At 63.0% G+C, this 24,720-nt stretch carries 18 protein-coding genes and 1 pseudogene; 16 read left to right on the top strand and 3 right to left on the bottom strand.

Annotation, left to right across the window (positions count from 1 at the left end; translation table 11 throughout):
• Positions 1–326 precede the first annotated feature (326 nt).
• A complete protein-coding gene (locus KI242_RS05435; RefSeq protein WP_015634240.1) occupies positions 327–1,451 on the bottom strand; it encodes a polysaccharide deacetylase family protein in 1,125 nt (374 codons plus the stop codon).
• A 211-nt stretch (positions 1,452–1,662) separates the two neighbouring features.
• Between KI242_RS05435 and yaaA the strand changes: the two genes are divergently transcribed.
• The 13 genes from yaaA (at position 1,663) to KI242_RS05370 (ending at position 20,013) form a co-directional block, all read left to right on the top strand.
• Positions 1,663–2,442 (top strand): peroxide stress protein YaaA, encoded by a 780-nt coding sequence (gene yaaA / locus KI242_RS05430; protein WP_015634239.1) that lies wholly within the window; start codon positions 1,663–1,665, stop codon positions 2,440–2,442.
• Between the two features lie 813 nt (positions 2,443–3,255).
• Positions 3,256–4,572 (top strand): nucleotide sugar dehydrogenase, encoded by a 1,317-nt coding sequence (locus tag KI242_RS05425; RefSeq protein ID WP_011059377.1) that lies wholly within the window; start codon positions 3,256–3,258, stop codon positions 4,570–4,572.
• A gap of 139 nt (positions 4,573–4,711) precedes the next feature.
• Positions 4,712–6,196, top strand: a complete 1,485-nt coding sequence (gene alg8, locus KI242_RS05420; protein ID WP_162865005.1) for a mannuronan synthase — start codon at positions 4,712–4,714, stop codon at positions 6,194–6,196.
• 35 nt (positions 6,197–6,231) lie between these two features.
• Positions 6,232–7,401 (top strand): alginate biosynthesis protein Alg44, encoded by a 1,170-nt coding sequence (locus KI242_RS05415; RefSeq protein WP_011059375.1) that lies wholly within the window; start codon positions 6,232–6,234, stop codon positions 7,399–7,401.
• Positions 7,402–7,410: 9 nt separating this feature from the next.
• Complete coding sequence (algK, locus tag KI242_RS05410) at positions 7,411–8,916, top strand: alginate biosynthesis TPR repeat lipoprotein AlgK (RefSeq protein WP_212805976.1); 1,506 nt, start codon at positions 7,411–7,413, stop codon at positions 8,914–8,916.
• 161 nt (positions 8,917–9,077) lie between these two features.
• Positions 9,078–10,535, top strand: coding sequence for an alginate export family protein (locus KI242_RS05405; protein WP_174824015.1), 1,458 nt, complete (start codon positions 9,078–9,080; stop codon positions 10,533–10,535).
• 26 nt (positions 10,536–10,561) lie between these two features.
• The gene (algG, locus tag KI242_RS05400) at positions 10,562–12,151 is read left to right on the top strand and encodes a mannuronan 5-epimerase AlgG (RefSeq protein ID WP_212805975.1); all 1,590 of its coding nucleotides are present in this window, start codon (positions 10,562–10,564) and stop codon (positions 12,149–12,151) included.
• 11 nt (positions 12,152–12,162) lie between these two features.
• Complete coding sequence (locus KI242_RS05395; protein WP_011059371.1) at positions 12,163–13,623, top strand: alginate O-acetyltransferase; 1,461 nt, start codon at positions 12,163–12,165, stop codon at positions 13,621–13,623.
• 8 nt (positions 13,624–13,631) lie between these two features.
• Positions 13,632–14,747 (top strand): mannuronate-specific alginate lyase, encoded by a 1,116-nt coding sequence (locus tag KI242_RS05390; RefSeq protein WP_011059370.1) that lies wholly within the window; start codon positions 13,632–13,634, stop codon positions 14,745–14,747.
• Positions 14,748–14,932: 185 nt separating this feature from the next.
• Positions 14,933–16,498 (top strand): MBOAT family protein, encoded by a 1,566-nt coding sequence (locus KI242_RS05385; protein ID WP_212805974.1) that lies wholly within the window; start codon positions 14,933–14,935, stop codon positions 16,496–16,498.
• Positions 16,499–16,509: 11 nt separating this feature from the next.
• Positions 16,510–17,685, top strand: a complete 1,176-nt coding sequence (locus KI242_RS05380; protein WP_169892759.1) for an alginate O-acetyltransferase — start codon at positions 16,510–16,512, stop codon at positions 17,683–17,685.
• A gap of 15 nt (positions 17,686–17,700) precedes the next feature.
• Complete coding sequence (locus KI242_RS05375; RefSeq protein WP_072451224.1) at positions 17,701–18,369, top strand: alginate O-acetyltransferase AlgF; 669 nt, start codon at positions 17,701–17,703, stop codon at positions 18,367–18,369.
• A gap of 192 nt (positions 18,370–18,561) precedes the next feature.
• A complete protein-coding gene (locus KI242_RS05370) occupies positions 18,562–20,013 on the top strand; it encodes a mannose-1-phosphate guanylyltransferase/mannose-6-phosphate isomerase (protein ID WP_015634232.1) in 1,452 nt (483 codons plus the stop codon).
• Between the two features lie 280 nt (positions 20,014–20,293).
• On the opposite strand, the gene KI242_RS05365 is transcribed toward KI242_RS05370, so the two are convergent.
• Complete coding sequence (locus tag KI242_RS05365) at positions 20,294–21,559, bottom strand: type II toxin-antitoxin system HipA family toxin (RefSeq protein ID WP_212805973.1); 1,266 nt, start codon at positions 21,557–21,559, stop codon at positions 20,294–20,296.
• The gene (locus tag KI242_RS05360; RefSeq protein ID WP_123430092.1) at positions 21,556–21,852 is read right to left on the bottom strand and encodes a helix-turn-helix transcriptional regulator; all 297 of its coding nucleotides are present in this window, start codon (positions 21,850–21,852) and stop codon (positions 21,556–21,558) included. The genes KI242_RS05365 and KI242_RS05360 overlap by 4 nt, the downstream gene beginning before the upstream one ends.
• Before the next feature lie 215 nt (positions 21,853–22,067).
• Here KI242_RS05360 and KI242_RS05355 point away from each other — a divergent pair, with 215 nt between their 5' ends.
• The 3 genes and pseudogenes from KI242_RS05355 to KI242_RS05345 all read left to right on the top strand — a co-directional run bounded on the left by KI242_RS05355 (position 22,068) and on the right by KI242_RS05345 (position 24,597).
• Positions 22,068–22,532 (top strand): hypothetical protein, encoded by a 465-nt coding sequence (locus KI242_RS05355; protein ID WP_015634229.1) that lies wholly within the window; start codon positions 22,068–22,070, stop codon positions 22,530–22,532.
• 36 nt (positions 22,533–22,568) lie between these two features.
• Positions 22,569–23,393: an SDR family oxidoreductase gene (locus KI242_RS05350; protein WP_015634228.1), complete on the top strand. Its 825-nt coding sequence runs from the start codon at positions 22,569–22,571 to the stop codon at positions 23,391–23,393.
• Positions 23,394–23,569: 176 nt separating this feature from the next.
• A pseudogene (locus KI242_RS05345) lies at positions 23,570–24,597 on the top strand (sel1 repeat family protein).
• Positions 24,598–24,720 lie beyond the last annotated feature (123 nt).

Below are 24,720 nucleotides of genomic sequence, written 5' to 3'. Positions count from 1 at the left end.
AGCCAGTCGACGCAATACCATGGGGTATCGCGCCTCGAAGGGCCACCGAATTCACCCGCGGGGGTTCAGGTGACCTGCACACACAAGGAGTCTTGGGAGACGCCACCTGTGTCGCAGGTTTCGGCGGTCTGAGTTCGTAATACTCCAAAAGCCGTGACAGGAAAAAGCACTTTGACGCTTTTTTGATGTTTATTTTGCAGAGTGACGAATAGCCCTTGGCGAGTGGCCCGGGCACCGTTAAAGTCGGAAGTCCGCCTGCCTCGAAATCCCGCTATTTTTCCCCTCTTCAGCCGCCATTTCTCCCTGTTTGCGCAGGCTGTTTCGTTTCAGCGAAATGCATCCTGGCAGTCTTCCCAACCGATGCCGCTCTGCGCGGTCTGGGCCAGCAACCAGGGCAGGCTGCTCTTGACCCCATCCTGCTTGGCATTGAAGGCGATCACCCCGCGTCGCCACAGCAGCATCAAGGTCAACACTCTTTGCCCGCTGTCCTCGGCCTTGAGCTTGCCGGCGCCATCCTGGGCGTCGATGTCCCATAGCGCCACCTGCATGCCCTGGGCATTGAAGAAGCCCTGGGCGTCGGCGCGACGCTGGCCATAGGGCGGGCGGAACAGCGGCACGTAGTTTTCCGGCAGCTTGCTTTTCACCAGGTCGGCGCTGCGCTGGATCGAGTACTGCCAGTCCTGCCAATGGCTGTGGGAACGGAATTCCCACCCCTGGACCCCAACGCACTGCCGGGAATACAGGGATTGCAGGCTGGCCACCGAAGCCTTGTCGAGACGGTTCTGGATATCGTTGCCAAGAACGAAGAAGGTGCCGCTGAGGTTGGCCTTGCGCAGGTAGTTGGTGAGCCAGGGCGTGTTGTCCGGCGCCAGGTTGGCGGCGCTGTCGAAGGTCAGCAGAAACAGCCGGTCATTGAGCTCGTCGCCATTGCGCTCGTAGTCGCCAAAGCGCAGCACTTCGCTGCTGGTCTGCGGTGACAGCGCGGCCTTGCGCAGCAATTCGTCCAGGTACTGCTCGTGGAAGGTCCGGCTCGGCTCGCCCCAGCGCGCGTAGTAGGAGTCCTGCGCCAGATGGAACTTGCCGGCCTGCTTGCGCAACTGCTGCATGTTTTCCACCAGGTAACAGAAGGACGCGTCCTGGTCGCAGCTCTGCTGGGCGAAGTTGTAGTTATCCAGCAGGCGCTGCCACAGATGCTCGCGCAGCTCAAAGATCGCCTCCATATTGATCATCCGCAGGCCCAGGCGCTGCTTCATCGAGGCTTCGTCCCAGGCTTCGCTGATCAGCAAGGCGCGAGCGAAGGAGAGGATCTCGGCCCGCGAGGCGACGTCGAACAGGGTCGGATTGTCGAGCTTTTCCGGCCAGGTGCTGCGGTCCAGGGTCGCCACATCATTGGGCGCTGCCAGCACGCTGAAACTCAGAAGCCAGGCCGAGAAGAGAAACGCGATACGCAAAAGGGATGCCTCCAGAACAAAACCCGCGCCGCACTATAGCCGATCTGTGCCAGGAATCAGGGCCCCTTCGCCGGCAAGCCGGCTCCTACAGGCTCGTGCGGGAGCCGGCTTGCCGGCGAACCGCGATCAGCGGTCATGACTATCGCCATCATAGGTGGAGTCCGGGCGCCCGAGCCCCTAGAATCCCCCGACGCCAAAAGGAGACGACCCCATGCTGATGGTGATTTCACCCGCCAAGACCCTCGATTACGAAACACCGCCGGTTACCCAGCGCTTCACCCAGCCGCAATACCTCGACCACTCCCAGGAACTGATCCAGCAACTGCGGGAACTGACCCCGGCGCAGATCAGCGAGCTGATGCACGTATCCGACAAGATCGGCGGGCTCAACGCCGCGCGCTTCGGTAGCTGGACCCCGGCCTTCACTCCAGACAACGCCAAGCAGGCGCTGCTGGCGTTCAAGGGCGACGTCTATACCGGGCTCAACGCCGAAACCCTCAGCGAGGCGGATTTCGACTACGCCCAGCAACACCTGCGCATGCTTTCCGGCCTGTACGGCCTGCTGCGCCCCCTGGACCTGATGCAGCCCTATCGCCTGGAAATGGGCACCAAGCTGGCCAACGCCCGGGGCAAGGACCTGTACGCCTTCTGGGGCACCCGCATCAGCGAATGGCTCAACGAGGCTCTGGCCGAGCAAGGTGACGACCTGCTGCTGAACCTGGCTTCCAACGAGTACTTCTCGGCGGTCAAGCGCACGGCCCTGAACGCGCGGATCATCAATACCGAGTTCAAGGACCTGAAGAACGGCCAGTACAAGATCATCAGTTTCTATGCCAAGAAAGCCCGTGGCCTGATGAGCCGCTTCGTCATCCAGGAGCGCATCAACGACCCCGCTCAGCTCAAGCAATTCGACGTCCAGGGCTACCGCTTCAGCGCGGAGCAGTCCAAAGCCGACACCCTGGTATTCCTGCGCGACCACGCACCGGAATAAAGCGTTCCCCTGCCGCGCTCCCTTCCAACCGGCGAGCGCGCCAGAATGTGATCATCCGCACATTCCCCGCCTTTAATAAGCCAATTTTCTGGCGCCATAGAACTTTCAGCGTTTTGCCTAACTTTTATTTCACTCGACAGCCCTGATTTTTTTCAGTAGTGGCACCACTTTTTTTATTCGGTAGTGGCACAAAAATATCCCCTCGCTTCAACTCCCCATAACTAAAGGCTCAAACCGTTAGTGCTATCAGTTTGAGAGCAGTGCCATCTTTCTCAATATTTCAAGAAATTTCGAAAAACAGGATGAGCGGGCAGGAACTATGCCTTCAGACACCGCTCATACCACCGGTAACGATTCTCAACGAGGTTGTAGGAGATGACTTACACGGACTCACGAGGAACTAATCAAGTTGCAACATTGATTTGACCAACGAGTCACAAACTTGAACTAAAGGGTAAACAAACGGAGATAAGGCACCTCAACTATCCCCTAACGAGCCAAGGAACAGCTGGCCTTCAAGGCCCCCGAAAACAACTGGAGAGCCCGTACTACGTGGCATCCAGCCATCCACAGGAACGCGGATGGTTTTTCTCGAGGGACCTGCAGCAGGAGCCGCCGGCAACATTCAAGGGCAAGTCAAAACAACATGGATCGGTTGCGCACAACTTGAGTGCATTTATTTAGTCACTCGGAACTTAGTCTGCCTGCACACGGTACTACAGCGTACTTCGCTGGACTTCCGAGTGCGCAACAACAGCTGGCAAACATTAACTCCGGCCATCTAATGGCGTGAATAACACAGAGGTAAATGCGATGCGCATCAGCATATTTGGTTTGGGTTACGTCGGTGCAGTATGTGCCGGTTGCCTGTCCGCACGGGGCCATGAAGTGGTTGGCGTAGATATCTCCAAAGACAAGATCGACCTGATCAACGCCGGCAAGTCGCCGATCGTCGAACCGGGCCTGGGCGAACTTCTGGCGCAAGGAATCCAGACCGCTCGTCTGCGTGGCACCACCAACTTCGCCGAGGCCATTCGCGATACCGACCTGTCGATGATCTGCGTCGGTACCCCGAGCAAGAAGAACGGCGACCTGGAACTGGACTACATCGAATCGGTGTGCCGCGAGATCGGTTTCGTCCTGCGCGACAAGGCCACCCGCCACACCATCGTGGTGCGCAGCACCGTGCTGCCGGGCACCGTGAAGAACGTGGTGATCCCGATCCTCGAAGACTGCTCGGGCAAGAAGGCCGGGGTGGATTTCGGCGTCGCGGTGAACCCCGAGTTCCTGCGTGAAAGCACCGCGATCAAGGACTACGACTTCCCGCCCATGACCGTGATCGGCCAGTTCGACCAGGCCTCCGGTGATGTGCTGCAAGCGCTGTACGAAGAGCTCGATGCACCGATCATCCGCAAGGACATCGAAGTCGCCGAGATGATCAAGTACACCTGCAACGTCTGGCACGCCACCAAGGTCACCTTTGCCAACGAGATCGGCAACATCGCCAAGGCGGTGGGCGTGGACGGCCGTGAAGTGATGGACGTGGTCTGCCAGGACAAGACCCTCAACCTGTCCCAGTACTACATGCGCCCGGGCTTCGCCTTCGGCGGCTCGTGCCTGCCCAAGGACGTGCGCGCCCTGACCTACCGCGCCGGCTCCCTGGACATTGAGGCGCCCCTTCTCAACTCGCTGATGCGCAGCAATGAATCCCAGGTGCAGAACGCCTTCGACATCGTTTCCAGCCATGACAAGCGCAAGGTCGCCCTGCTGGGCCTGAGCTTCAAGGCCGGCACCGACGACCTGCGCGAGAGCCCGCTGGTGGAACTGGCGGAAATGCTCATCGGCAAGGGCTTCGACCTGAGCATCTACGACAGCAACGTCGAGTACGCCCGGGTTCACGGCGCCAACAAGGACTACATCGAGTCGAAGATCCCCCACGTTTCGTCCCTGCTCAACTCGGACTTCGACGCGGTAATCGGCAACTCCGACGTGATCATTCTCGGCAACCGCGACGAGAAGTTCCGCGCCCTGGCCGAAGACGTGCCCCACGGCAAGCAGGTCATCGACCTGGTGGGCTTCATGTCCAAGGCTACCTGCAGCAAAGGCCGTACCGAAGGGATCTGCTGGTAAGGGTTCGCCAGCCAGCCGGCTCCTACCCCATCCCCGTAGGAGCTGGCTGGCCAGCGATCTGGCCCTCCCAGATCTCCATGCCTGCCTTAACCCCCCTCGGGCCACCCCACAGGCTCGCCCGAGACCTTGATGGACGCAGATTATGCACAGGCTAAAGCACGGCCTGCTTCAGGCCGCCGGTTGGCTGTTCTACTCGAGTTTGCTGATGGGCATGGCCTTGTTGCTGCCCGCCTCGACCTTCGACTCACAGTCCAAGGACTTCATTTTCCTGATTGGCGCCGTGGGCATCTGGCGCTACTCGATGGGTGCCACGCACTTCGTGCGCGGCATGCTGTTTCTCTACGTGGTCTACCCGCACCTGCGGCGCAAGGTGCGCAAGCTCGGCAGCGCGGCGGACCCGTCCCATGTGTACCTGATGGTCACCAGCTTCCGGATAGACGCGCTGACCACCGCCCAGGTCTACGGCTCGGTCATCCGTGAAGCCATCGACTGCGGCTTCCCCACCACCGTGGTCTGCTCGATCGTGGAAATGTCCGACGAGCTGCTGGTGAAAAGCCTGTGGGCGCGGATGAACCCGCCGGAGCGGGTCAAGCTGGACTTCGTGCGCATCCCCGGCACCGGCAAGCGTGATGGCCTGGCCTTCGGCTTTCGTGCCATCTCCCGCCACCTGCCGGACAGCCGCGCCGTGGTAGCGGTGATCGACGGTGACACCGTGCTCGGCGAAGGCGTGGTACGCAAGACCGTGCCCTGGTTCCAGCTGTTCGGCAATGTCGGCGGCCTGACCACCAACGAATTCTGCGAAGTGCGCGGCGGCTACATCATGAGCGAATGGCACAAGCTGCGCTTCGCCCAGCGCCACATCAACATGTGCTCCATGGCCCTGTCCAAGCGCGTGCTGACCATGACCGGGCGCATGTCGGTGTTCCGCGCCACCGTGGTCACCGACCCGGACTTCATCGCCGACGTGGAAAGCGACTCCCTGCAGCACTGGCGCCTGGGCCGCTTCAAGTTCCTTACCGGCGACGACAAGTCCAGCTGGTTCAGCCTGATGCGCCTGGGCTACGACACCTTCTACGTGCCTGACGCGGCAATCAACACCGTGGAGCACCCGCCGGAGAAGAGCTTCATCAAGGCCAGCCGCAAGCTGATGTTCCGCTGGTACGGCAACAACCTGCGGCAGAACTCCCGGGCCCTCGGCCTGGGCATGAAACGCCTGGGGCTGTTCACCAGCGTGGTGCTGTTCGACCAGCGCGTGTCGATGTGGACCTCGCTGCTGGGCCTGACCGTGGCGATCATCGCCAGCTTCAAGTACGGCACCGCCTTCATCCTGGCCTACCTGCTGTGGATCGGCATTACCCGCCTGATCCTGACCCTGCTGCTGTCCTGCTCGGGGCACCGCATCGGCCCGGCCTACCCCTTGATTCTCTATTACAACCAGATCGTCGGCGCGCTGGTGAAGATCTACGTGTTCTTCCGCCTCGACCAGCAATCCTGGACCCGCCAGGACACCAAGCTGACCCGCGACCTGGCCAGTTTTCAACGTTGGTTCAACACCTGGTCGTCTCGGACCATGACCTTCTCGGCCGGCAGCGTGTTCGTCGCTGTCCTGCTGCTGATGGTCTGAACCGCCTTGCCTGAATTAACTAGGAAATCGACTCTATGAACACCGCCGTGAACGTCAATGTAGTGCATGAATCCGAAGCCCAACGCCAGCACGCCCGGGTCAAGATCCCGGCCAAGCTGCGCTTCTTCGGAACCGAGGCCAAGCCTCTTGAAGTGCGGGTCCACGACCTCTCCGCCGGCGGCCTGAGCTTCAACGCCGGGCAGCAGATGCTGACCGTGGGCGAAGTGCACAAGGGCCGCCTGCAATTTGTCATCGACAACCTCGGCCTGGCCATGGACGTCGAGCTGCAGGTCCGCTCCTTCGATCGCCAGAGCGGCCGGGTCGGTTGCCAGTTCCAAAACCTCGAACCCCAAGACATCTCCACCCTGCGCCACCTGATCACCTCGCACCTGGCCGGCGACATCGTCAGCATGGGCGACGTGCTCGCCACCCTGCAGCGGGACAACTTCACCAAGGCGCGCAAGAACAAGGACAGCGGCAGCGGCATGACTCCGCTGGGGCGCCTGCGGGCGGTGACCTTCAGCGCCGGGATCTTCATCGTCGGCCTTGCCGCCTTCGGTTTCATCCTCAAGTCGGTGTACGGCATGTACTTCGTCAGCCACGCCGAGGCCGGCCTGGTCAACGTTCCGGGGATGAACGTCACCATGCCGCGCGACGGCACCGTGCAGAGCCTGGTGCAGACCGATGGCAGCGTCGCCAAAGGCGCGCCCCTGGCCAGCTTCAGCACCAGCATGCTGGACGTGCTCAAGGGCCACCTGGACGAAAACCAGCTGCAACCGGCCAAGGTCGAGGAACTGTTCGGCAAGCAGATGACCGGCACCCTGACCTCCCCCTGCGACTGCACCGTGGCCCAGCAACTGGTGGCCGACGGGCAGTACGCCAGCAAGGGCGACGTGATCTTCCAGCTGGTGCCGCGCAATAGCCTGGCCAATGTCGAGGCGCGGTTCTCCTACCGCCAGTTCGGCGACGTGCGCCCGGGCACCAAGGTCAACTTCCAGATCGCCGGCGAGGATGAAGTGCGCACCGGCACCATCGTCAGCAGCGCCAGCCTCAACAGCAACGACCTGTCCTCCGACATCCGCGTACAGATCAAGCCCGACGCGCCCCTGAGCAGCGCCTTCGCCGGCCGCCCGGTGGAAGTCAGCAGCGACCGCGGCCCGTCGATGAACTGGCTGATCGACAAAGCCATGGCCGCCGGTCTCTAAGCGGAGGACATGCCTGTGACTAGCCTTTTCATTGGCGAGTGCTGCGCACTCGATCGCGAGCAAGCTCGCTCCTACCAGAACACCGCCGCCTCCGGTAGGAGCGAGCTTGCTCGCGAAAGCGCTCAAGGCCGCCGCCATCTGGCCCTGTGCGCCCTGGCGCTGGCCGTGAGCCTGGCCGGTTGCGCCGGCCTGCCGGACCAGCGCCTGGCCAACGAGGCCCTGAAGCGCGGCGACACCGCCCTGGCCCAGCAGAACTACCGCCAACTGGCAGACCTGGGCTACAGCGAAGCGCAAGTGGGCCTGGCCGACATTCAGGTGGAAAGCCGCGACCCGGCGCAGATCAAGCAGGCCGAGGCCACCTACCGCGCCGCGGCCGACACCTCGCCCCGTGCCCAGGCGCGCCTGGGGCGCCTGCTGGTGGCCAAGCCCGGCTCCAGCGAGGCCGAGCAGCACGAAGCCGAAGGCCTGCTGAAGAAAGCCTTTGCCAATGGCGAAGGCAACACCCTGATCCCCCTGGCGATGCTGTACCTGCAATACCCCCACAGCTTCCCCAACGTCGACGCCCAGCAGCAGATCAGCCAATGGCGCACCGCCGGCTACCCGGAAGCCGGTCTGGCCCAGGTCCTGCTGTACCGCACCCAGGGCACCTACGACCAGCACCTGGACCAGGTGGAAAGCATCTGCAAGGCCGCCCTCGACAGCACCGACATCTGCTACGTCGAGCTGGCCACCGTCTACCAGAAACGCGGCCAGCCAGAACAGCAGGCCGAGCTGATCAAGCGACTGCAGGCCGGCTACAACCGTGGCAGCGTCAGTGCCCAGCGGGTCGACAGCGTGGCCCGGGTACTGGGCGATGCCAGCCTGGGCAAGCCGGACGAAAAGACCGCCCAGGCCCTGCTGGAACAGGTCGCCCCCGGCTACCCGGCCTCCTGGGTCAGCCTGGCGCAACTGCTCTACGACTTCCCCGAGCTGGGTGACGTCGACAAGATGATGGAATACCTGGAGAACGGCCGCGCCGCCGACCAGCCCCGGGCCGAACTGCTGCTGGGCAAGCTCTACTACGAAGGCAAGTGGGTGCCGGCGGACGCCAAGGTGGCCGAGGCGCACTTCCAGAAAGCCGTGGGCCGCGAAGTCGCCGCCGACTACTACCTGGGGCAGATCTACCGCCGTGGCTATCTGGGCCAGGTGTACCCGCAAAAAGCCCTGGACCACCTGCTGACGGCTGCCCGCAACGGCCAGAACAGCGCCGACTTCGCCATTGCCCAGCTGTTTTCCCAGGGCCGCGGCACCGCGCCCAACCCGGTCAACGCCTACGTCTTCAGCCAGTTGGCCAAGGCCCAGGACACCCCACAGGCCAACGAACTGGCCCAGCAGCTGGATCAACAACTGCCCCCCGGCCAGCGCGCCGAAGCCCAGCGCCTGCTGCAACAGGAGCAGGCGGCGCGCGGTGCCCTGACCCAGAACACGCTGCAACTGCACGCGCTGCAGGAAGAAGACGGCGAGGAATCCCTATGAAGTCCATCCCATTCAACACCGCCCCTGTAGCCGCTGCCGCAGGCTGCGACCAAGCGCGAAGCGCTCGCCACGCCTGCCCTCGCGAATCGCGGCCGCTGCGCGAACGGGCACACCCCGCCTTCACCACCACAGGCAAGCGCTTGTGCCTGTCGAAACTGGGCATGGCCCTGGGTTTTGCCATGATCTGGTCCAACCCGACCCTGGCGGCCATCACCGACACCAAGAACTTCGGCCTGGAAGTGAAGATCACCGGCCAGTCCGAGGACGATCGCGACCTGGGCACCCAGGGCGGTGGCGACGTCAACGGCATCGGCCTCGACCTGCGGCCATGGCTCTATGGCGAAAGCGGCAACTGGAGCGCCTACGCCATGGGCCAGGCAGTGACCGCAAGCGACGTGATCGAAACCGACACCCTGCAACAGTCCGGCGACGACGCCAGCCAGCAGTCCAGCAACGATGACCGCAAGACCAAGAAGAACTACCTGGCCATGCGCGAGTTCTGGGTCGGCTACAGCGGCTTCACCGCCTACCCCGGCGAGCAGCTGAAGTTCGGCCGCCAGCGCCTGCGCAACGATGACGGGCAATGGCGCGACACCAACATCGAGGCGCTGAACTGGACCTTCGACACCACCCTGCTGCGGGCCAACCTGGGGGCCGCCGAGCGCTTCAGTGAATACCGCACCGACCTCAAGGAGCTGGCGCCCAAGGACAAGGACCGCCTGCACCTGTACGCCGACGCCGCCTACCAGTGGACGCCCGGCCAGTGGGTGGGCATCCGCGCCCACCATACCCACGACGACGGCAAGCTCGACTATGCCCAGCCCGGCGTGGCCAGCGACCCGCTGGACAAGAAGGAAAACGGCGACCTGACCTGGCTCGGCCTGGAAGCCAACAGCGACGCCTTTAACTGGCGCAACACCAATACCGTCAACTACTGGGCCAGCCTCACCGGCATGCGCGGCGACCGCGATACGGTCAACCCGCTGAACGCCGATGGCAGCCGCCCGACCCAAGCCAAGCGCGGGGACAACCTCAACGGCTGGGCCACCGACCTGGGCGTGCGCCTGCGCCTTGACCCGAACTGGCAAGTGGGCGCGGCCTATGCCCGGGCCAGCGCCGAGTACGAACAGAACGGCCTGCAAAGCAACCGCTCCAACTACACCGGTACTCGCTCCCGGGTGCACCGCTTCGGCGAAGCCTTCCGGGGCGAAATGAACAACACCCAGAGCGCCACCCTGTTCGGTTCCTGGCAACTGCGCGAGGACTACGACGCCAGCCTGGTCTACCACAAGTTCTGGCGTGTGGACGGCAACAAACCGGTGGGCAGCAACGGCATCAACGCAGTGGACAACAACTACGACGACACCACCGGCGCCTTGCTCAGCAGCACCTCGCTGCCGCTCATGGATGGCAAGAAGGACCTCGGCCAGGAGATGGACCTAGTGGTCACCAAGTACTTCAAGCAAGGCCTGTTGCCCGCGGCCCTGAGCCAGTCGATCGATGAACCTTCGGCCCTGGTGCGTTTGCGCGGTGGCGTGTTCAAGCCCGGCGACGCCTACGGCAAAGAGGTCGACTCCTACATGCACCGCGCCTTTATCGACGTGATCTGGCGCTTCTGATGCAAGCCGCTAAAGGAGTGCCCGACATGCCTAATCAAACTCTCCAGAGCCCGTTGTCCAGAGGCTCCCTGAGCCTCCTGGCCGGCGCCCTGCTGCTGGCCAGCAGCAGCGCCTTCGCCACTGCCGAGACGGCCAAGGCGCCGATCATCGCCAAGGAGCTGCAACAGGCCAAGACCTACACCGTCAGCAGTGCTCCCACCGAGCCCCTGGCCCTGGCCAAGCCGACCCTGCCCGACCTCTCCGGCTACACCGCCGAGGCGGCCGCGGCGAAGATCGTGCGCAGCAAGCCGGGCAAGATCAGCGTGCGCCGGATGATGCAGGAAGACGCCCTGAAGGACTTTATCGGCGGTGACAACAAGATGGCCGAATGGGTGGTGCGCCAGCACGGCATACCCCAGGCGATCTTCATCGACGACGGCTACGTCAACCTCAAGGAACTGGTGGGCAAGCTGCCCAAGCAGTACATCAGCGAAACCGCGCCCGGGGTCTACCTGGCCCGCCTGCCCATCGTAGTCGGCCGCCACGGCATCCTGGAAATCGACAAACAGACCCAGGAGCTGCGCCTGTCCCAGGAAAGCGGCTCGTTCCTGGTCAACGATGGCCAGCTGTTCGTGCGTGACACCAAAGTCACGGGCTGGCGCGAAAAGGACAACGGCCCGGCGACCTTCCGCTCGCCCAAGGAATTCCGCCCGTTCCTGCTGGCCTGGGGCGGCACCGAGACTTACATCGTCAACAGCACGATGGCCAGCTTCGGCTACGCCAACTCCAAGTCCTACGGGGTGAGTATTTCCCAGTACACGCCGAACATGGCCAAGGTGCTCAAGCGCCCCGAGCCCACCGGCTGGATCGTCGGCTCGACGTTCTCGGACATGTGGTACGGCTTCTACTGCTACGAGACCCGGGACTTCGTGCTCAAGGGCAACACCTACAAGGACAACATCGTCTACGGCATCGACCCCCACGACCGCTCCCATGGCCTGATCATTGCCGACAACACCGTCCACGGCACCAAGAAGAAGCACGGCATCATCATTTCCCGGGAAGTGAACGACAGCTTCATCTTCAACAACCGCAGCTACGACAACCACCTCTCCGGGCTGGTGATCGACCGTAACAGCGTCAACAACCTGATCGCCTACAACGAGATCTACCGCAACCACACCGACGGCATCACCCTCTACGAGAGTGCCGACAACCTGATCTACGGCAACAAGGTGATCAGCAACCGCCGCCACGGCATCCGCATTCGCAACAGCGTGAACATCCGTCTGTACGAAAACATCGCCATGGCCAACGGCCTGACCGGGGTCTACGGCCACATCAAGGACCTTTCCGACACCGACCGCGACATCAAGCTCGACCCGTTCGACGCCCAGGTCTCGCTGATCGTGGTCGGCGGCGAGCTGGCCGCCAACGGCAGCGGGCCGATGTCCATCGACTCCCCCTTGAGCGTGGAGCTGTACCGGGTCTCCATGCTGGCGCCGACCAAAAGCAGCGGCATCAGCTTCTCCGGGGTCCTGGGCGACCGCCAGGATGAAATTCTCGACCTGCTGGTGCGCCAGCAGAAAGCCGTGTTGATCGACCCCGTCGAACGCCAGACCGAATTGCGGGATTGAGGATGACTTTCATGCACCCACACTGGATCAAACTCCTGGGCCTGTCGGCCCTGACCGCGGGGATTCTCGCCGCCAGCGCCGGCGCCCGTGCCGACGAAACCAGCGCCACAAGCGCCGCGCCGAACTTCAAGGCCGAGCCGTGCTGCAACCTGTGCCCGGCCGCCCACGACGCAAAGAACTACGTGACCCGCTACCAGCAGAACTTCACCACCCTGGTGCAAGCCCAGGGCGACTGGCTGTTCCGTACCCAGGAAGATTTGCGCACCGAGTTCAACACCACTCCCGAAGGCTACCGCCGCCTCAAGCAGTTGCACGAAGCCTTCAAGAGCAAGGGCGTGGAACTGGTGGTGGTCTATCAGCCGACCCGCGGCCTGGTGAACCGCAACAAGCTCAACCCGGCGGAGAAAGCCCGTTTCGACTATGACAAGGCGCTGAGCAACTACAAGGCCATGCTCGGACGCTTCGCGCAGATGGGCTACGTGGTGCCGGATCTCTCGCCGCTGACCAACGAACAACTGCCCGATACCCTGCCGGCCCACGACTTCTACTTCCGCGGCGACCAGCACTGGACCCCTTATGGCGCCCAGCGCACGGCGAAGATCGTCGCCGACAAGGTCAAGCAGTTGCCGGCCTTTGCCGACATTCCACGGCGTGAATTCGAAACCCACAAGTCCGGGCGCATGGGCAAGACCGGCACCCTGCACAACATGGCCGGCCAGTTGTGCGGCACCAGCTACGCCATCCAGTACATGGACCAGTTCACCACCGAGCCCAAGGGCGAGGCTGGCGACGGCGACCTGTTCGGCGACTCCGGCAACCCGCAGATCACCCTCGTGGGCACCAGCCACAGTGGCAAGAACTACAACTTCGCCGGCTTCCTGGAAGAGGCCATCGGTGCCGACATCCTCAACGTCGCCTTCCCCGGCGGCGGCCTGGAAGGCTCGATGCTGCAGTACCTGGGCAGCGACGAGTTCCAGAAGAGCCCGCCGAAGATCCTCATCTGGGAATTCTCGCCGCTGTACCGCCTGGACCAGGAAACCATCTACCGGCAGATGATGGCCCTGCTGGACAACGGCTGCGAGGGCAAGGACGCGCAGATGACCGGCAGCACCACCCTCAAGCCCGGCAAGAACGAATTGCTGGTCAACAGCAAGAACATGGACCTGCGCAACAGCGGTCATCAGGTCGACATCCGCTTCGCCGACACCTCGGTGAAAACCCTGCAAGCCACCCTCTGGTACATGAACGGGCGCCACGAGGACATCAAGATCGAAAAACCGGAAACGTCCGACACCGACGGGCGCTTCGCCTTCGAACTGCGCACCGACGAAGACTGGGCCTCGCAGAACCTGCTGGCGGTCGAGATCCAGGGCCCGGAAGCGGGCACTGCGGGGCAGAAGGTCGAAGCGAAAATTTGCAAACGCAACGTATTCCCGAGCGCCGAGCAACGCACCGCGCAGATCGGGCAATGAGGTTACCTATGCAAAGCACAGACTTGAAACGCTTGTTGATACCCAGCCTGCTGGGGCTGGCCATCGTCACCGGCAGCGCCCAGGCCGCCGCGCCGCTGCGCCCGCCCCAGGGCTATTACGCCCCGGTGGACAAGTTCAAGAGCGGCGACAACAGCGAGGGCTGCGACGCCATGCCGGCGCCCTACACCGGCGCCCTGCAGTTTCGCAGCAAGTACGAAGGCTCGGACAAGGCCCGGGCGACCCTCAACGTGCAGTCCGAACAGGCCTTTCGTGACACCACCGCGGACATCACCAAGATCGAGCGCGGTACCAGCAAGCGGGTCATGCAGTTCATGCGCGACGGCCGCCCTGAACAGCTGGACTGCACCCTCGCCTGGCTCAGCGCCTGGGCCCAGGCCGATGCGCTGATGTCCAAGGACTTCAACCACACCGGCAAGTCCATGCGCAAATGGGCCCTGGGCAGCATGGCCTCGGCCTACCTGCGGCTGAAGTTCTCCGACTCCCACCCCCTGGCCACCCACCAGGAACAGGCACAGAAGATCGAGGCCTGGTTCAGCAAGATGGCCGACCAGGTGGTCAGTGACTGGGACAACCTGCCCCTGGACAAGACCAACAACCACTCCTACTGGGCCGCCTGGTCGGTGATGGCCACCGCCGTGGCCACCAACCGCCGCGACCTGTTCGACTGGGCGGTCAAGGAATACAAGGTCGGCGCCAACCAGGTCGATGCCGACGGCTTCTTGCCCAACGAACTCAAGCGCCAGCAGCGGGCCCTGGCCTACCACAACTACGCCCTGCCGCCGCTGGCAATGATCGCCAGCTTCGCACAGGTCAACGGCGTCGACCTGCGCCAGGAAAACCACGAAGCACTCAAGCGCCTGGGCGAGCGGGTGCTGGCCGGGGTCAAGGACCCGGACACCTTCGAGAAGAAGAACGGCAAGCAGCAGGACATGACCGACCTCAAGGTCGACTCGAAATTCGCCTGGCTGGAACCCTACTGCAGCCTCTACACCTGCGCTCCGGAAACATTGGAGCGCAAGCACAAGATGCAGCCGTTCAAGACTTTCCGCCTGGGTGGCGACCTGACCAAGGTCTACGACCCGGCCCATGAAAAGGGCTCCTGATTCGAATCGTTGGAACGTCCCCCTGTAGGAGCTGGCTGCCAGCGAAGAGGCCCTCAAGAGCGCCTTCGCCGGCAAGCCGGCTCCTACAGGGGGCGCGCTGCACGCAGTACCGCTTCCCCGGTTTTTCACGGGGGGTTTGGGGGGGCTCCGGCCTCTGACTATTGGTTAAACATGGAGAGATCGGGATGGTTTTCTCATCCAATGTGTTCCTGTTCCTGTTCCTGCCGATCTTTCTCGGCTTGTACTACTTGAGCGGGCAACGCTATCGCAACTTGCTGCTGCTGATCGCCAGCTATGTGTTCTATGCCTGGTGGCGCGTGGACTTCCTGGCGCTGTTCGCCGGGGTCACCCTGTGGAACTACTGGATCGGCCTGAAAGTCGGCGCCGCCGGTGTCAGGACCAAACCCGCCCAGCGCTGGCTGCTGCTGGGGGTGGCGGTGGACCTGTGCATCCTCGGCTACTTCAAGTACGCCAACTTCGGCGTCGACAGCATCAACGCCATCATGACCTCCATGGGGCTTGAGCCGTTCATCCTGACCCACGTGCTGCTGCCGATCGGCATCTCGTTCTACATCTTCGAGTCCATCAGCTACATCATCGACGTCTACCGCGGCGACACCCCGGCCACCCGCAACCTGATCGACTTCGCGGCGTTCGTGGCGATCTTCCCGCACCTGATCGCCGGTCCCGTGCTGCGCTTTCGTGACCTGGCGGACCAGTTCAACAACCGCACCCACACCCTGGACAAGTTCTCCGAAGGCTGCACGCGGTTCATGCAGGGCTTCATCAAGAAAGTGTTCATCGCCGACACCCTGGCGGTGGTCGCCGACCATTGCTTCGCCCTGCACAACCCCACCACGGGCGATGCCTGGCTCGGCGCCCTGGCCTACACCGCGCAGCTGTACTTCGACTTCTCCGGCTACAGCGACATGGCCATCGGCCTGGGCTTGATGATGGGTTTTCGCTTCATGGAAAACTTCAAGCAGCCCTACATCAGCCAGTCGATCACCGAGTTCTGGCGGCGCTGGCACATCAGCCTCTCTACCTGGCTGCGCGACTACCTGTACATCACCCTGGGCGGCAACCGCAAAGGCACCCTGATCACCTACCGCAACCTGTTCCTGACCATGCTCCTGGGCGGCCTGTGGCACGGCGCCAACTTTACCTACATCGTCTGGGGCGCCTGGCACGGCATGTGGCTGGCCATCGAAAAGGCCCTGGGCATCAACACCACGCCGCGCAGCCTGAACCCGGTGCGCTGGGCCCTGACCTTCCTGCTGGTGGTGATGGGCTGGGTGATCTTCCGCGCCGAGAACCTGCACGTAGCAGGCCGCATGTACGGCGCGATGTTCAGCTTTGGCGACTGGTCGCTGTCGGAACTCAACCGCGCCAGCCTCACCGGCCTGCAAGTGGCGACCCTGATCCTGGCCTACGCCACCCTGGCGTTCTTCGGCCTGCGTGACCTGTACCGCAACCCGGCGCCGGTCAAGGCCAAGCCCGAGGTCACTACCGCCGCCGACGGCCCGGCCAGCGCCCAGCCCGGCCTGATCAAGGCGGTGCCCGGGGACAAGCCCGGCAGCATTCACCAGCCGGGCTACATCGTCGGCACCGAGGCCCAGGTACAGCCGGCCTACTGGACTGCCGACTGGTCGCGCTACGCCATGCGCGCCCTGGTGCTGCTGCTGTTCATTGCCTCGATTCTCAAACTCTCGGCGCAAAGCTTCTCGCCGTTCCTTTACTTCCAGTTCTGAGGGATCTGCCCATGACCCGCTCATTACGTGTGTTCTACATCGCCCTGTTCCTGCTGACCCTGCTGGTGCTGGGGTTGTGGTCGGCGCGCAGCTTCTTCGGTTTCAGTACCAACAACGACGCCACCGTGCTCAACGGGCGCTGGGCCAAGGCGGTGGAAACCCACTACGACGACCAGTTCCCGATCAAGCGCCTGGGCACCAACCTCTGGGCCGCCCTGGACTTCAAGCTGTTCAACGAAGGGCGCCCGGGGGTGGTGCTGGGCCGTGACCAGTGGCTGTACAGCGATGAAGAGTTCAACCCCGTGGTCAACGAGGAGCTCAACCTGCAGGGCAACTACGCCCTGGTGGAAGGCGTGCGCCAGACCCTCAAGGAGCACGGGGTGAAACTGGTGATGGCGATCGTTCCGGCCAAGGTGCGCCTGTACCCGGAACACATGGACGAAGTGCGCCCGGCGCGCATCCACGCCAACCTCTACCAGGACTTCCACGCCCGGGTCGCTGCCGACAAGATCCTTGCCCCCGACCTGCTTGGCCCCCTGCAACAGGCCAAGCAACAGGGCCAGCAAGTGTTCCTGCGCACCGACACCCACTGGACCCCCGCCGGCGCCGAGATCGTCGCCCGGCAACTGGCCCTGACCATCGCCGCCAAGACCCCGCTCAGCGGTCAGCCACAGCGCTTCGTCACCGAGACCCAAGAGACCGTGGAACACAAGGGCGACCTGCGCCGCTTCCTGCCCCTGGACCCGCTGTTCGAAAACCTGATGCCGGCCGAAGAGCCCCTGCAAAAGCGCGTGACCCGGGCCAGCGAAGAGCAGCCGGCCGCCGACGACGCGCTGTTTGCCGACCGCGAAGTGCCGGTGACCCTGGTGGGCACCAGCTACAGCGCCAACCCCAGCTGGAACTTCGTCGGCGCCCTGAAACAGGCCCTGCACAGCGACGTGCTGAGCTACGCCGAAGACGGCCACGGCCCGATCCTGCCGATGCTCAGCTACCTGAAAAGCGACGACTTCAAGAACAACCCGCCCCAGGTGCTGATCTGGGAATTCCCTGAACGCTATCTGCCTGTGAACAACGAAATCGGCGACGCCGACCCGCAGTGGGTCGCAGAGCTCAAGCAAGCCGGTGCTCGCCAACAGAACGTAGCTGCACTCAACAAATCCGAGACGCCCGACCGGGCGCAAAACTGAAAAGAGGTAACACTCATGACTTTCACTACTACTCCTCGTCGTCTCGCTGCCAAATCCCTGAAAGCTGCCGTATTGGCTGCGGGCCTGGGCCTGCTATCAGCTCCGGTATTCGCCGGTGGCGATGCCGCCCTGTACGGCCCCACCGCGCCCAAGGGCTCGACCTTCGTACGCCTGTACAACGCCAGCAACAGCGAAGTCAGCGCCACGGTGGGTAGCACCAACGTCAATGACGTCGCGCCCCTGGCCAGCAGCGACTTCAGCTTCATGCCCGGCGGCGACTACACCGCCAAGGTGGGCAGCCAGAGCGTGCCGGTGAAACTGGCCGCCGATCACTATTACACCCTGGTCAACAACGCCAGCGGCCAGCCGCAACTGATCGAAGAACCACCGTTCAAGAACAAGCAGAAATCCCTGGTGCGGGTGCAGAACCTCAGCGACCAGGCCCTGACCCTGAAGACCGCCGACGGCAAGACCGACGTGGTCAAGGCCGTGGCCGCCAAAGGCCGCGGCGAGCGCGAAATCAACCCGGTGAAGGTCAGCTTCGCCCTCTATGACGGCGAGAAAAAAGTCAGCGACCTCAAGCCCGTGGCCTTGGAGCGCGGCGAAGCGGCGGTGCTCTACGTCACCGGCAACGGCAGCAGCCTGTCGCCGGTCTGGGTCAAGCGCCCGGTTTCCACCCGCTAATGAATTTCCGGAAGGCTGCTCCCCGCCTCTCGTAGGAGCTGGCTTGCCAGCGAAAGCGTCCTCACGGGCCCCTTCGCCGGCAAGCCGGCTCCTACAGAAGGTGGGCAGCGCATCCGGGCACGCAACAAAAACAAGAGTGAAACGACAGAACGCAGTAGCTCTAACCCATACGATGTTTGAAGGAGTAACAACATGATTCCGGTGATCTTGTCAGGTGGTAGCGGCTCACGTCTTTGGCCGCTTTCGCGCAAGCAATTCCCCAAGCAGTTCCTCGCCCTGACCGGCGAACACACTTTGTTCCAGCAGACCCTGGAGCGCCTGGTGTTCGAAGGCATGGATACCCCCATCGTGGTCTGCAACAAGGACCACCGCTTTATCGTCAACGAGCAACTGGCGGCCCGTAAGCTCGAATCCCAGCGCATCCTCATGGAGCCCTTCGGCCGCAACACCGCCCCGGCCGTGGCCCTGACCGCGATGATGCTGGTCAACGAAGGCCGCGACGAGCTGATGCTGGTACTGCCCGCCGACCACGTCCTGGACGACCAGAAAGCCCTGCAACGCGCCCTGGCCCTGGCCACCGTGGCCGCCGAGCGTGGCGAAATGGTGCTGTTCGGGGTCCCGGCCACCAAACCGGAAACCGGCTACGGCTACATCAAGTCCACCAACGATGCGCTGCTCCCGGAGGGGGTCAGCCGGGTCTCGCACTTCGTCGAAAAGCCCGACGAAAAACGCGCCACCGAGTTTGTCCAGGCCGGCGGCTATTTCTGGAACAGCGGCATGTTCCTGTTCCGCGCCAGCCGCTTCCTCGAAGAGCTGAAGAAACACGACCCGGACATCTACGACACCTGCCTCTTGACCCTGGAGCGCAGCCAGCAGGACCCGGACACCGTGACCATCGACGAAGCCACCTTCGCCTGCTGCCCGGACAACTCCATCGACTACGCGGTGATGGAGAAGACCCAGCGCGCCTGCGTGGTGCCCCTGACCGCTGGCTGGAGCGATGTCGGCTGCTGGTCGTCGCTGTGGGACGTGCATGAAAAAGACGCCAACGGCAACGTCAGCAAGGGCGATGTGGTGATCCAGGACAGCCGCAACTGCATGATCCACGGCAACGGCAAGCTGGTATCGGTGATCGGCCTTGAAAACATCGTCGTGGTGGAAACCAAGGACGCCATGATGATCGCCCACAAGGACAAGGTCCAAGGGGTGAAACAGATGGTCAACACCCTCAACGAACAGGGCCGCAGCGAGACCCAGAACCACTGCGAGGTCTACCGTCCGTGGGGCTCCTACGACTCGGTGGACATGGGCGGGCGTTTCCAGGTCAAGCACATCTCGGTCAAGCCGGGGGCCTGCCTGTCCCTGCAGATGCACCACCACCGCGCCGAACACTGGATCGTGGTCAGCGGTACCGCCGAAGTCACCTGTGACGAGAACGTGTTCCTGCTCACCGAGAACCAGTCCACCTACATCCCGATTGCCTCGGTGCACCGCCTGCGCAACCCGGGCAAGATCCCGCTGGAGATCATCGAAGTGCAATCGGGCAGTTATTTGGGCGAGGACGATATTGAGCGGTTTGAGGATATCTACGGCCGCTCGACGCCGGTGGAACGTGGCGTCTCGGTGAAGACCATCGCCCAGTAACAGCGACAGGCTTCAAGCGGCAAGCTGCGAGCAAAGGCAGAGCGCCGTTATCAGCGAGTCCTTTCACCCCCCTTCCAGGCGCCTGCGTCCCCTATCCGCAGGCGCTTGGACAGGGGGATTTTTTTGTAGCCGCTGCCGCAGGCTGCGAAAAGGGCCGAAGGACCTTCAGCGGTCTTGAGCCCCCTGCGCCCGCTGCGCGGTCGTTCGCAGCCTGCGGCAGCGGCTACAAGGAGCTGACCTGTGTATCGTTGCTAGATCCATTTCAGCCCTGGTCGCGGCGCTAAAGATTGGCATGAACATCTTCAAGCGTTTCAAAGATCTCCTGCCCATCGGCCTGCAGAATACCCAGTTCGGCAAACAGCGTTTTCCAATTGCCCAGCGCCTCCAGCGTCTGGTCGATGTAGTCATCCGGTTTGAGAAACTTGTAGTCCGCGCACAAGCGCCTGATTGCCTTGCGGGACGGACGCCCCTGGCCGTCGAACGCGGTGGTGTGCTCGCCCATGCCGGTGGAGAAGGTCAGGTCATAGGCGGGTGCGAGAACCCACTGCCCCTCCAGGCCGCCCTGCCCCTCTTCGTAGAGAAAAGCGAAGTTCTTCGCGTGATCGTCGTAGTTGTGCGCCAGGCCGTTGAACACCATGAGCCGGGCCATTTTCTCCACTTCCTTGGCGCTCTTGGTCAGCGCAAAGGTCAGGCGCAGCAAGTCCTTGTAGTCCAGGCCTGGAACTCTGAAGTCCGCATGCAGAATCCCGGCAGCGGTCATCATGTGGACTTTCTCGTTGTGCTGGCGATCAAAGCGCCGGGAGGCAAAGAAGCGCTCGTTCCATCCCTGCTCCGAGGGCACGGTGATCAGCTCGCAATGGGCCATATCGACCCCGGCGGCACGGGCCATGCGGGCGTAGGCATATTCAATCGCGCCCATGGACCAGGGTTCCTGCAGGGCCCTGAATTTCACGATCCAGTGCGCGTAGCCCTCCGGCAAGGGTTCAAAGGCCGAAACCACATGGGACAGGTCCGGCGAAAGGGCAACGGCTGCCTTGGGCCTGGCGCCACCTGGCGAGCCACCGGCAATCCGCAGTGCCTTCAGGACTTCAACCGTTTCCCCCACCTGGACCTGGACCGAAGCCTGGTACAGCAGTGAAAGGCTGATGGGTTCGCGCTCCACTTTTTCCGCCATGGGGTAGTACTCCAAGGCGCCCATCCCACGGTTGCCAATGTAGGCAAGCCGATCGAGTTGAGTCAGGCCATTGGCGACCCGCGCCCCATACTCCGCCGTGAAAAAACGCTTCATCAGCAGCAAGCCCCAACCATCGGGAAGGGAATCGGCGAAGGCTCCATGAATGCCCAGGAACACTTGGCTATCGGGTTGCTGCGGCTTCTCGTCGAAGGTCAGTTGCGGCGACAGATTGAAGCCCCGTCTCAACCAGTCCCTGGCGTAGGTGAAGTAGCAGCCCTGGCGATTCCAGCTCAGCACCCCCACCTGCCGCCCATGCATGAAGACGCCCAACTCCTCGATCGGCTGGTATTTCCTCGTGCCTCGTCCAGTCATCGGGTGCCCCTCTGGCGTTTTGAGTTTTGCAGCTCAAACAGCGTGTTTGGCGCAGGTGGCTTGAACAACCTGAGCAGCGGATCGAGTTCATCCAAAGCCGCCGCAATCAGCACCATCGACTCAAGGGAGATGGCCCCCTGCAGCTCGAAACGCTTGATGGTCGAGGCAGGCACCCCGGATTTTTCGGCCAGGGTTTTGCGCGACAGGTTTTTTGACAACCTGAGGGCCTGTGCGTTTTTTCCGATCTCGGCCGTGATCTCGGACGGGGTGTACATGAAACGAGTAAGGGACATGACGCTGCGTCTGCCTCCGGCCTGTTGATTACTTCGTCAAACTATGGACAACATAGGGTCCATTATAGTTAAAAAATGCCAATAACAGACCTTATATTGCCCACAATAATTTTGCGTCCAGAACATTGGGCCAAAACACGCCCTGGACACCCTCCATCGCCAACCCCACCTACGCTTAGGTAGGATGTCCCCTCCTTTTCCCCGAGGCTCGCGTCATGTTCATCGGCGTTCTGCTGGTCATCACCTGGCTGATCCTGCTTCTGCGCTACCCCGCCAAAGCCCTTCCCGTGTCCCTGGCTGCCGCGTTCGGCCTGGCCCTGGTGGCCTGCTGGGTGGTCTGGCTGGACAACCGCGAAGCCCAGCAACTGGCGCGCCTGGAGCTGCGCCTGAGCTACGCGCCGGAGCACTGCCCCGCCGACCGTCCATTGCAGGTCAAGCTGAACAACGGCAACAAGGTGCCCCTGGTGGAGTTGCGCTGGCGGGTCGCCGCCTATGCGCCGGGGGATACGGTCAACCTCGCCGACAACCAGTACAGCGCCCCGCGCTACCGTGGCCCCGGCGAGTTGCAGGCCGGCGCCAACTGGCAGGACTGCCTGCCCCTGCCGCCGCTGCGCCCCGGCTATCGCCCGCAAACCCTGGAGTTTCGCGCCGAGCGTTTACAGGGTAGTTTCTCCGACTGATTCACCCCCTCCCTCACCCAGCACAAGGACCGCGCCATGCCCGTAGCGTTGATCACCGGTTGTTCCAGCGGCATCGGCCGCGCCCTGGCGGACACCTTCAAGGGCGCCGGTTTCACCGTGCTCGCCACCGCCCGCAAGGCCGAGGACGTCTCTGCCCTGCAAGCGGCCGGTTTCAAGGCCGTGCAACTGGACGTCAATGACGGCCCGGCCCTGGGCGCCCTGGGCGAGGAGATCAACCAGCAGTACGGCGGCCTGGATGTGCTGATCAACAACGCCGGCTACGGCGCCATGGGCCCGCTGCTCGATGGCGGCGTGGAAGCGATGCAACGCCAGTTCGAAACCAATGTGTTCTCGGTGGTCGGGGTGACTCGGGCGATGTTCCCGGTGCTGCGCCGCAGCCGCGGCCTGGTGGTGAACATCGGCAGTGTGTCCGGGGTGCTGGTGACGCCTTTTGCCGGTGCCTACTGCGCCTCAAAAGCCGCAGTGCACGCCTTGAGCGATGCCCTGCGCATGGAACTGTCGCCGTTCGGCATCCGCGTCATGGAAGTGCAGCCCGGGGCCATTGCTTCGAGCTTCGCCAAGAATGCCGGGCATGAAGCCGAACAGCTGCTCAACGAACAATCGCCCTGGTGGCCGCTGCGCGAGGGCATCCGCTCCCGGGCCAAGGCCTCCCAGGACAAGCCGACCCCGGCCAGCGAATTCGCCGCCGGCTTGCTCAAGGCGGTGCAGCAGGACAATCCGCCACGCCTGGTACGGCTGGGCAATGGCAGCCGCGCCCTGCCGCTGCTGGCCAACCTGCTGCCCAAGGGTCTGCTGGAGAAGGGACTGATGAAGCGCTTCGGCCTGAGCGCCAGGCTCTGACCCCTACGCACGCAAGCCATCTAGGGTGTACCGCGTGCCTCCCGTAGGAGCCGGCTTGCCGGCGAAGAGGCCCGCGAGCCGAGTGCAAATCTTGCGACCACCTTCGCTGGCAAGCCAGCTCCTACCGCGGTGGCGCAGTGCGCCTTTGTTCATTCGCCAATCAAGGATCTGCCCCATTGAAATATCGTAGTGCGCTGACGTTGACCCTGTTCGCCTTGCTGCTGGGCTGCCATGCCTCGTCACCGGACGAAAAACTCAATGCCACCCTGCCGGAGCTGAGCCTGGAACAGATCCTGCCCAAGGTCGAGGCCAACCCGTACTGCTCGCCGGAGATGGACAGCGAACGGCTGGTCGGCCTCGGCATCCGCCTGATGAATGAGGACGAGGTGCTGCATGGCGCAAGCCGTACCTTGCTGGCGAGCAAGGCCATACAAATGGCCCGCGGCTGCCTGATCATGGCCGCCCCCGCGATACCATGAGCCTTTGCATCCTGGGCGGGATTGTCGGCTCCAGGCAGAAGGACTATGACAAAAGCGAAGCCTTCAACTACATCGCCTACGCCGCCCAGCACAATGAATCCTGCGCGGAAGCGGGCCTGTACGACATCTACAACCTTGGCAAGCTGGACCAGCCGGCGAACAAGGCATTGGCCATGGCCTGGCTGGAACGCGCCGCTCGGCACGGCGACGAGGACTCGCAACAGGAGATGCTGCGCAGCAGCGAACAGGACAATTTCCCGCTGGCCTACGCCTGGGCCCGAACCCTCGATGACGCCCAAAGGCTCGAAGCGCTGAAACGCAAGATGAGCCCTCAGCAGATGGCCGAAGGCGAGCAGCACTACACCCGGCTGCTCAGCCAGCTCCCCTCCAAACAGGATCTTGAGCAGGCGCTGCGCCAGAACGTCATCCTCCTGGGCACAGGGGATATCTACTACGACTACCCGGAGGTGTTCGCGGGCATGTCGCCTGAGCAACAGCATGCTTTCGTCGCCCAATTGGTGGACATGCAGGACCGCTACCCGAAGTTCCACACCCGCGGCCAGCTGGTGGCCTACGCCTTGATTTCCCGCCTGGTGCAAAGCACCGGGCCGGCCGTGGACCTGTGGCAAGACCCGGCGCTGCAGGCCGTGCTGGAGGACGATGACCTGAGCGTGGAAGACAGCGTGGCCAAGGCCAAAATCCTCCTGGCCAAGCGCACGCCATAGCAGCGGCTGGCGCTACTGCTGTCCGAGGTGTCACCGGTGCAGGGCCCCGGGGCCCTTTGCCGCAGCCCAACAGGTGCGGCGGTTTCGGTTGTATGCCCTCTCAATCCCAGTAAAATGCGCGAC

Source organism: Pseudomonas sp. Eqa60 (assembly GCF_018326405.1).
Classification (GTDB): Bacteria; Pseudomonadota; Gammaproteobacteria; order Pseudomonadales; family Pseudomonadaceae; genus Aquipseudomonas; species Aquipseudomonas protegens.
The sequence above is the reverse complement of the archived record's forward strand: the minus strand, read 5'-3'. Positions and strand labels throughout refer to the sequence as shown.